We start from the raw sequence: 8,643 nt of genomic DNA on the forward strand, positions 1-8,643 counted from the left end.
CTACTACGCCTCTCGGCTTAACAGGTTCTGATCTTGGGTTTGATTATTCGCCCTTTACTTCAGGCACGGCCTCAGCCGTAATTGAAGCGGATCCTTATACGGGGACTCGCGCTCTGCATCTTAAAGCAACTAACATTGTCACAGACGGAACCTTGAGAAATGAGTTTCAAATAAGTAAAACCTTTGGAGAGCCTTATACAGGAACGATCTCAACGGAAATTACGTTCATGCAAACGGGTACGAAAAAAGATGATCGCATCATTCAGTTTTTTCCATCATCGGGCACGACTTTCTTGGTTGGAGCAGGTGTGACGGCGAGCAAAGGATTGGGGTACCTTTTATCGACAGCGCCATCAGGTTCGTTAGGTTCGTATGAATTAGGGGAATGGCATACCATTCGATTGGAGTTTAATACAGTTTCCCAAAAATACAGCTTGTACTACGATGGGAACATTGTGCAAGCTCGGAACAATATGAACAAAAGTCTCCCCATTTATAATCTCAAGAGATTAGTTATTGCTGCGCCTGGCACTTCAGGTGATCTATGGATTCGTGGGGTTAGAGTGACGCATTCGCCATTCATGCCAGAGCCTCCAGCCCCAGAAATTGTTTCTTCCGGATCACGTAACTCCCGGGTCATGTGGACATCGGAACACTATGCTTATGCATCAAAGTATCGGCTTCGAATTAAGCTGAAGGACGAATCGAATTGGAGACCGATCGGGAATGCGGCTACCTTATTTAAAGATTATACAGGGACAAATCTTATTCCGGCTTCGGATATTAACGCCTATTACGACATCGCGAAATCAGCATCTACACCACTAGTAAACGGGCAGACGTACACGTTAGGTTTATCCGTTGTTACGCGAGATGAATCAGGTGTATACAACAATGGAGTTCCAAGAGATTTTGAGAGTAAAATAACGGAATTTGATGGTACGCCCTATGCATCAACACCGCTTCAGACTCCGGATACAAGTGTGATTGGGGGACTCACATCCTATGCGAATTATTATGGATACTTATGGGGATTGCAATCGGGTTCGAAGATAGGGGACTATCCATTTGTAGATAATACTTTAATCCAGTTCTCAGAAATTCCTAGTAAATATGCAAGCATGGAGCGAATAGTTACCACCCACAAGGACGTGATGAGGTACCCCAATGGGGCTGACGGTCTCGTGCAAAATCAGATCATCGGCTTCAATGTGAAAGATCAAACCACGATTTATATCGCTATAGATAAAAACGCAGCACTCCCAACGTGGTTAGCGGATTGGACGAATACCGGTGATGTGATTAAGCTTTCGGGTGTGGCGTCGGGATATACATTCAATATTTATAAAAAAATCTTTACCGCAGGTTCCTCCGTGCTTCTGGGGTATAACGATTACGCTAATTTTGACCTGTCCAAAAACGTTGGCTACTTTGCAATGGCAGAGAGAGCTACAACTGGATTGAGGCTAGATCCAGTAACGGAATGGGTCAATACATCAGCGTATAGATTAACAGGCTCCGTTAATGAGAGTGTTTATTTATCCGTTTACCAAAACAAAATTCCCATGACACTACCGCAGGATGGATTTGTAAGCGGCGGCGGGAACTTTGAACTGAATGTAAACTTAATACCCGGTGCAAACCTATTTGAAGTTTATGCCAAGCGCGATAAATCAACGTTCTTCGATCATGTCGATACAACAATCAATCAGGACAGTATTATTCCTGATATTCGGATTGCGGAGCCTCCCGCAACGGTTAGAGATGCTGTCTATACGCTTACAGGAGCCTTAAGTAAAGCAGCAAGTCTAACCATTAAATTAAATGGTGAGCGTGTAGTCGATTCTGTTTATCAAGAAGCGGAGGCGCGTTTCTCATATCCGTTGACTTTGCAGGAGGGGACTAACGCTATTGAGGTTTCTACTGTCGATTTAGCTGGTAATGCCAATAAAACAAGTTACATGATGACGTACATATTCTGGGTTGGGCAAGGTGTCATTAATGATTGGAATGGCAATCGTGTAACTAAACTTGAGGCTTCGAAAGATATCTTTGCTGAGAAGAAAGTCGTCAACACAACGGGAGCAAAGAAACAGCTTACGTTATGGTTTGTTCTGTATGACGCCAACAATACGATGATTGATTTTGCATCTGCTATTGCGGAGCTTAAACCGGGAGAAACCAGAACGTTAGGTGCTGGATTTACACTTCCTGCTGAAGTGACTAATTTCAAAGTAAAAGTATTGATCTGGGACAGCTTGAACAACATTATAGGACAAAGCCCGCTCACTGAGGAGCTCGTTGTGCAGTAATTATTGATTAGGAGGTTGCACCATGAAGAAAGCCCTAATGCTAGGGATCAGCTTATTACTCATGTTGAATGTTCTGCTTTTTCCTGAAACGACTATTGTGGATGCTGCTGCACCGGTATCGAGTAACCAAACCCAATTGACAGCACCGATAGATGTAGCTGCGATTGCCAATGACGGCAGCGTTGAACTGTCGTGGTCCCCTGTGCCAGGCGCAACGACGTATGCTGTAAAAAGAAGCACAGAAAGCGGAGGTGCTTATACGACTTTAACCACCTCTTTAACTGCATCTTCGTATGTAGATACAAGTGTCACGAATGGCACTATATACTTCTATAGAGTAACAGCGTTGAGTGCAAGTGGAGAGAGCAGCCCTAGTGAGGAAATCATTGCAAATCCTGCCATGGTTCTGACCGTGGCTCAAAACGGAACCGGCGATTTCTCCAGTATTAAGTCTGCTCTTGAATCGATTCCTAGCAGCAACACATCTCGAAAGATTATCTATATAAAGGAGGGTTCTTATAACGAAAAGATTTCTGTAACTGTGCCTTACATTTCTTTAATAGGCGCGGGCAAGGATAAAACCAGGATTTTTTATAATGACAATGAGTTCACACCAACTTCGAGTGGCGCGACTTCAACATTAGCCGCTTTGGATACGGCGACGCTTACAGTAGGAGGAACGAAGGACAGATCGGATGGCACAAGAACTGTTGCGAGTAATTTCTATGCAGCGAACTTAACCATTGAGAACTCCTCAGACGTTGCAAAAGGTCGAGCCTTGGCAGCACGTGTCATTGCAGATCAAGACGTATTTGAAAACGTCCGATTTGTCGGTTACCAAGACACGCTATACACGGGGGTTACCTATTACGATAAAACCAGTAGGCAATATTATCGGAATTGCGAAATCAAGGGTTCCGTTGACTTTATTTATGGGCCGGCCACTGCGGCTGTTTTTGATCACTCTGACATTATAAGTATCAATGGTCCTTCCCGCTCTGGAGGGTATATTACAGCTGGTGCTACGCAGAATCCAACAGGTACTCTCCCCGGAATTGTGTTTATGAATTCCCGCCTATTGAAAGACAATACGACACAAGGAAAACATTATTTAGGCCGTCCATGGCAGGATCAACCTACTGTGCGATTCATTAATACATGGATGGATGACCATATTCATCAAGATGGTTGGACGGTGATGACGGATAATCTTACTTACCATTATTCTGAGTACAATAGCTCAGGACCCGGTGCAAGTCCCTCTACACGAAAGCTGCTGGATGACACGGACCCCAGTCATTTTGCCATGACAGCTGAGCAGGCTAGCCAATTCACGATACCGTGGATGTTCGGAGGATGGGATCCCAGCCTGAGAGTCGTTTATCCCAAACTCTTTGATACTGTGGTGCCAATTGTAGATCCTGCGCTGCCAGATGGAGTCTTGGGCTCTTATACCAAACCCGTACTCGTTTACATGGAAGTAAATAACGAGGCTCCTGCAACGAATCGCGTACAGTATCGCATCGATGATGGACAATGGACATTTTACAGCAAAGCATTCGCTATAAGCGATGCAGGAACGCATAACATGGCATATCGTTATGTTGACGCTTTAGGAACTCCTAGCACAAGTGGGATAAGAACTATCCAAATTAACCCTGCTGAAAAGCCAAGAACCCCAGCGTTTCCGGGCGCTGAAGGCGGCGGTATGTATGTAACTGGCGGACGCGGTGGTTCTGTGTATGTGGTTAATAATCTTATGGATTATGYGGACGGCACGCCTGCAATCCCCGGGTCATTTCGCGATGCAGTCAGTCAGCCGAACCGGACGATTATTTTTAGTGTTTCCGGTGTCATTCGTTTGGCCAGACCCCTGACGATTGGTCAACCCAACCTTACGATTGCCGGACAAACAGCTCCAGGCGACGGCATCGCCCTTAGTGGTTATGCTGTGAAAGTAGGCAGCGGTACAAGTACAGCAGGCGGAAATATTATTGTCAGATACATGCGATTCTGGGGCGGTGAAGTTGAGCTTGACGATACGTTCAATATTACTGGAGATGATGTAATCGTCGACCACGTATCAGGCAGTTGGAGTACGGATGAATTATTCTCGGCCTAATACGTATAGTGCTTTCAACCGAATTATCGCGCCTTCGGCTGGAGATGCAGGTGGAGGAGCCTTTTATGTCGATGGGAATTATGTCGTAGGTGATCCGGAAGTAACAGCTAACAACTTGGTGAGAAATGCGAACGGTGCCTACAAARCAATAAACCCAGATTCAACTTTTACACTCAAAACGACGCCGTTCATCTATCCAGATGCGAATAATCCTGTTGGCGGCCCGACAACGACGGATACTGCTGAAGTGGCCTACGAGAAAGTGCTGCTTCATGGCGGGGCTTCGCTTCCGAAGAGGGATTCGCTTGATGCTCGTATTGTGGGTGAGGTGAAGAATGGAACCGGAAGAACGGTAAACAAGATTGCGTACGATGGCGGCTTACCGGACTTATTCTCTGCTCCTGCTCCACTGGACACGGATGGTGACGGAATGCCGGATGAATGGGAACTGGCGAATGGACTAAACCCGAACGATAACGGGTTGGATGCTGAAGGTAATAAAATTTTAGGCAACCCTAACGGTAGTTTCGGAGATATAAACGGGAACGGCTATACCAATATCGAGGATTACATCAACTCCTTGGCCGATGCACCTGTGCCACTTAACCCTACAGTTTCTATTGAGTCACCGATCATGCACCAAGCGTATTTCATTAACGATCCGATCAACATTCGTGCAGCAGCAGCGGCTGCCAGCGGGAAGTCTATCGCTAAGGTTATTTTTTACGATGGAGATCAGAAGATCAATGAGGATGTGAGTGAACCTTTCGAGTTTACTTGGGAGAACGCTCCAGAAGGTCAACATTACCTATATGCAAAAGCAGTTGATAATAACGGGGTAACCACCTTGTCTGATACTGTCATTACGTACGTGAACGGGCCTGAAAACGTAGAATCATGGGCGTCTCAAGATATTGGTTCCGTCAAAATCCCGGGTACTGCCAACATAACCGGTGATGTCTACAAAGTGAAAGGTTCCGGTGAAATCAACATCAAGGGCGTGTCAGACTCCTTTCATTATGTCAATAAACCGGTAAAAGGCAACTTTGAAATTTATGCGAATGTAGCCTTTAATTCCGAATACGACGAAGATGTTAAGGCCGGATTCATGATACGCGAAAGCCTCGATCCATCATCGAAGGCAACGGGGGTCTTCTTGTCTACAGATCCAACCGACGATTTCAGCGTGGATACAAGCGGTAGAAAGATTTCAGTTATCAATCGCAGTCAAGCCGGAAGCGGGTATAAAGAGCAGCTGCGCAGAAGCACAAGCTTAAAAGCACCATTTTGGATAAAACTTGAGCGTAAAGAAAATACCGTATCCGGTTATGTTTCGAAGGATGGCATCGATTGGTCTTTGGTGGCTTCTAATCCTGTTGATTATGGTGAGACCGTTTATGTCGGCATGGCAGTAGACGGAGCAAAAACGACCACAAACATTGATTATCTAATGGCTGCCAGTTTTACGCATCTTCATTTGTCTTCTTCGCCGCAGTTTACGCTTGATAATGCTGCAAGCGACAGTGTTGAGATTCCTGACTATACACTCTCAGGCTCAGTCACTGATCGCGCGAAAATAGCGGTATTCAATAATGGCGTTTCGGTTGTGGAAGCCGTATATACAGAAGCGGGTCAGAATTTCTCGAAAAAAATCACACTAAACGAAGGTGTTAATACGATTGTAGTTTCGGCATCAAATGAGGAGCTATTTGGCAATGTTCCAAGTTCCAAGACGATTGTGGTTACCTACCGTAAGGAAGCGGTCCTATTTACACCTTCTGTCGATATCCCTATGGTTGTTGATTCACCATCCTACTCGTTATTGGGCAGTATTAATAGGGATGCCAACGTAACTGTCAAAGTTAATGGAACGGTCGTTCTCAAAAATGTTAGAACATTAAATAACGTGACATTTACAGTTCCGATGACCTTGAAGGAAGGAATGAACGTGATTGAAGTAGCAAGTCTTGATGATTATCAAAATGTTGGCTTGCAAACTTTTCAGGTGAATTATGTTAAAAATTGGGGTGACCAGTTGTTCAAGGTGCAGACCTTATCTCTGGCAGATCGAAATGGGAATGCGGTATCCAGCCTAATTCGTTCTACCGATGTTGTAGCGAGCATGTCTGTCCAGAACAACTCAGCAATAAGTCAGAATGGTGTTCTTATCCTAGGGTTGTTTGACCAGCAAAACCGGATGGTCCGATCCGCCATGGTTTCAAGTTCGTTTGGGGCTGGTGAAGATAAGCAAATGAAGGCTATTATCAGGGTGCCTGATATTGTTTTGGGCTACAAATTAAAAGCCTTTGTCTGGAATAACACATCAGGTCGAATGAGAATCTCAAACGAAGTAATCATTCCTTAATTGTTATCTTAATCATGAGATGGGAGCCGTGGGGAGGCTGATTTAGGCACACCTTCCTACGTCATCTTATTCCGAGGAGGAATAGGCTTGAAAAGTTTGCGAAGATGGACAATTTTGTTACTAGCTGTTCTGGTGTGTGCGGGAACGATAATTTCGTCCGCATTAGCTTCTCCGGTTGACGTTCGTGCCACTTATGATGCTCAAAATGGTCGAGTTACGATAACTGGTCAACTAGAATCGGAGCAAGGCAAGCTCGTTACCTTGCATGTCATTAACCCACTGAACCAGTTGGATTTATTAGACCAAACCGCAAGTGGCGCAGACGGCTCATACCAATTCAACTATGTGCTGAAGCAGAAAATAACTGGCACCTATTTTGTCAATGTTAACGTACAAGATACAGATCAAGTAAAGGGCACAACTTTTGAGGTGAAAGATTCCTCACCACCAGATACAGAGTATCCTGGCAACGAAAATTCTCCAATCTCTACACCRCAACCAAGTGTGGGAGTACCAGGTGTTAAGTCTGCTCTTGTTATGCACGTTATGGTGGATCAAAACAATGGCATTGTGTCCGCTCAGCTGGATAAAGAAGCGGTGGATAAAGCTTCTTCAGCCGGCGATAGTCAATTGGTCGTTGAAATTCAAAGGGTAGAAGGCGCCAAAGAGTATCAATTGTATGTACCAGCAAGCATGTTCTCTACGACTTCTGAGCAAAATATGACGGTTGTAACGGAGTTCGGATCGATCACCATACCTAGCCAACTGTTAAGTAATGTCGATCTCGATTCGGCCAAAGAAGTTGGTTTTATCCTTGCACTTGCCGACGGCAGCAAGATTCCCGAAGATATCAAAGATGAAATCGGTCATAGACCAGCCCTTGAACTAAGTATCACGGTCGATGGAAAGCCAATTAGTTATAATAATCCTGATTCGGCAGTAACAATTGCTATTCCGTATCAACCTACGGAAGAAGAATTAAGGGATCCTGAGCACATTATCGTGTGGTACATAGATCAAGCAAGTAAAACTCATGTCGTTCCAAATGGAAGATACGATGCTGAAACAGGAACAGTGACTTTTAGAACCACACATTTCAGTACATTTGCTATTGGTTATAGGCAGATGAGCTTTGTTGACTTGGATCGTGCTCAGTGGGCGAGGAAACCGATCGAAGTGATGGCATCCAAGGGGATTATTTCCGGCACTTCGGATACGTCATTTCAACCCATAGCGAATATAAGTCGCGCTGATTTCATGATTTTGTTAACGAAGACATTTGAGTTTAACGCCGATGCTCATGCTAACTTCAGTGACGTCAAGCCAACTGACTACTATTATGAAGCGGTGGGAATCGCAAGACAGCTTGGTATAGCAGAAGGTCAAGGGGACGGCACTTTTAATCCTAATCAAGCAATTTCTAGACAGGACATGATGGTGCTTCTTGCAAGAGCAATGAGATTAGCTGGTATACAGATTGCCAAGGGGGCGGCGAACGATCTTGATGCGTTTAACGACAAGTCGGAGGTAGCTGAATACGCGGTAAATGATGTTGCCGCATTAATGAAAAGCGATGTTGTGGAAGGCAGCGGAAACATACTGAATCCGACCGGCAATGCTACAAGAGCGGAAGCGGCTGTAGTGCTCTATAGGATTTATAGCAAACAACGAAATCAAATCGTTCTCCCAGACGCTCCCGATATCTATTTCGAGAGGGAACTGTAGTCCTCTAATTCAATGAAAAGGCACAATTTCGAAGTGGAAGGGGAACTACGATGCTCTATTTCATTGATTACTCCGAAAAACGCTCTACGAGGAACAAATAAGAGCCTGTAGTTCCGCAT

Annotated in this window: 4 protein-coding genes; all 4 read left to right on the forward strand. The window is 44.9% G+C overall.

Annotated elements, in window-relative coordinates; all coding sequences use genetic code 11:
* Positions 1-2,312: hypothetical protein (locus tag AC1DUA_RS24860; protein WP_477502314.1), on the forward strand; the 2,312-nt coding region annotated here is incomplete at its 5' end.
* Between the two features lie 22 nt (positions 2,313-2,334).
* Entirely contained in the window at positions 2,335-4,434 is a 2,100-nt protein-coding gene (locus AC1DUA_RS24865) for a pectinesterase family protein (protein ID WP_477502315.1), read from the forward strand.
* Positions 4,415-6,799, forward strand: coding sequence for an Ig-like domain-containing protein (locus AC1DUA_RS24870; protein WP_477502316.1), 2,385 nt, complete (start codon positions 4,415-4,417; stop codon positions 6,797-6,799). Before AC1DUA_RS24865 ends, AC1DUA_RS24870 begins: the two co-directional genes overlap by 20 nt.
* Before the next feature lie 87 nt (positions 6,800-6,886).
* Positions 6,887-8,524 carry an S-layer homology domain-containing protein gene (locus tag AC1DUA_RS24875; protein ID WP_477502317.1) on the forward strand — a complete coding sequence of 546 codons (1,638 nt, stop codon included), beginning with the start codon at positions 6,887-6,889 and terminating at the stop codon, positions 8,522-8,524.
* Positions 8,525-8,643 lie beyond the last annotated feature (119 nt).

The sequence above is a fragment of the Paenibacillus sp. 01T422 genome, from assembly GCF_056398785.1.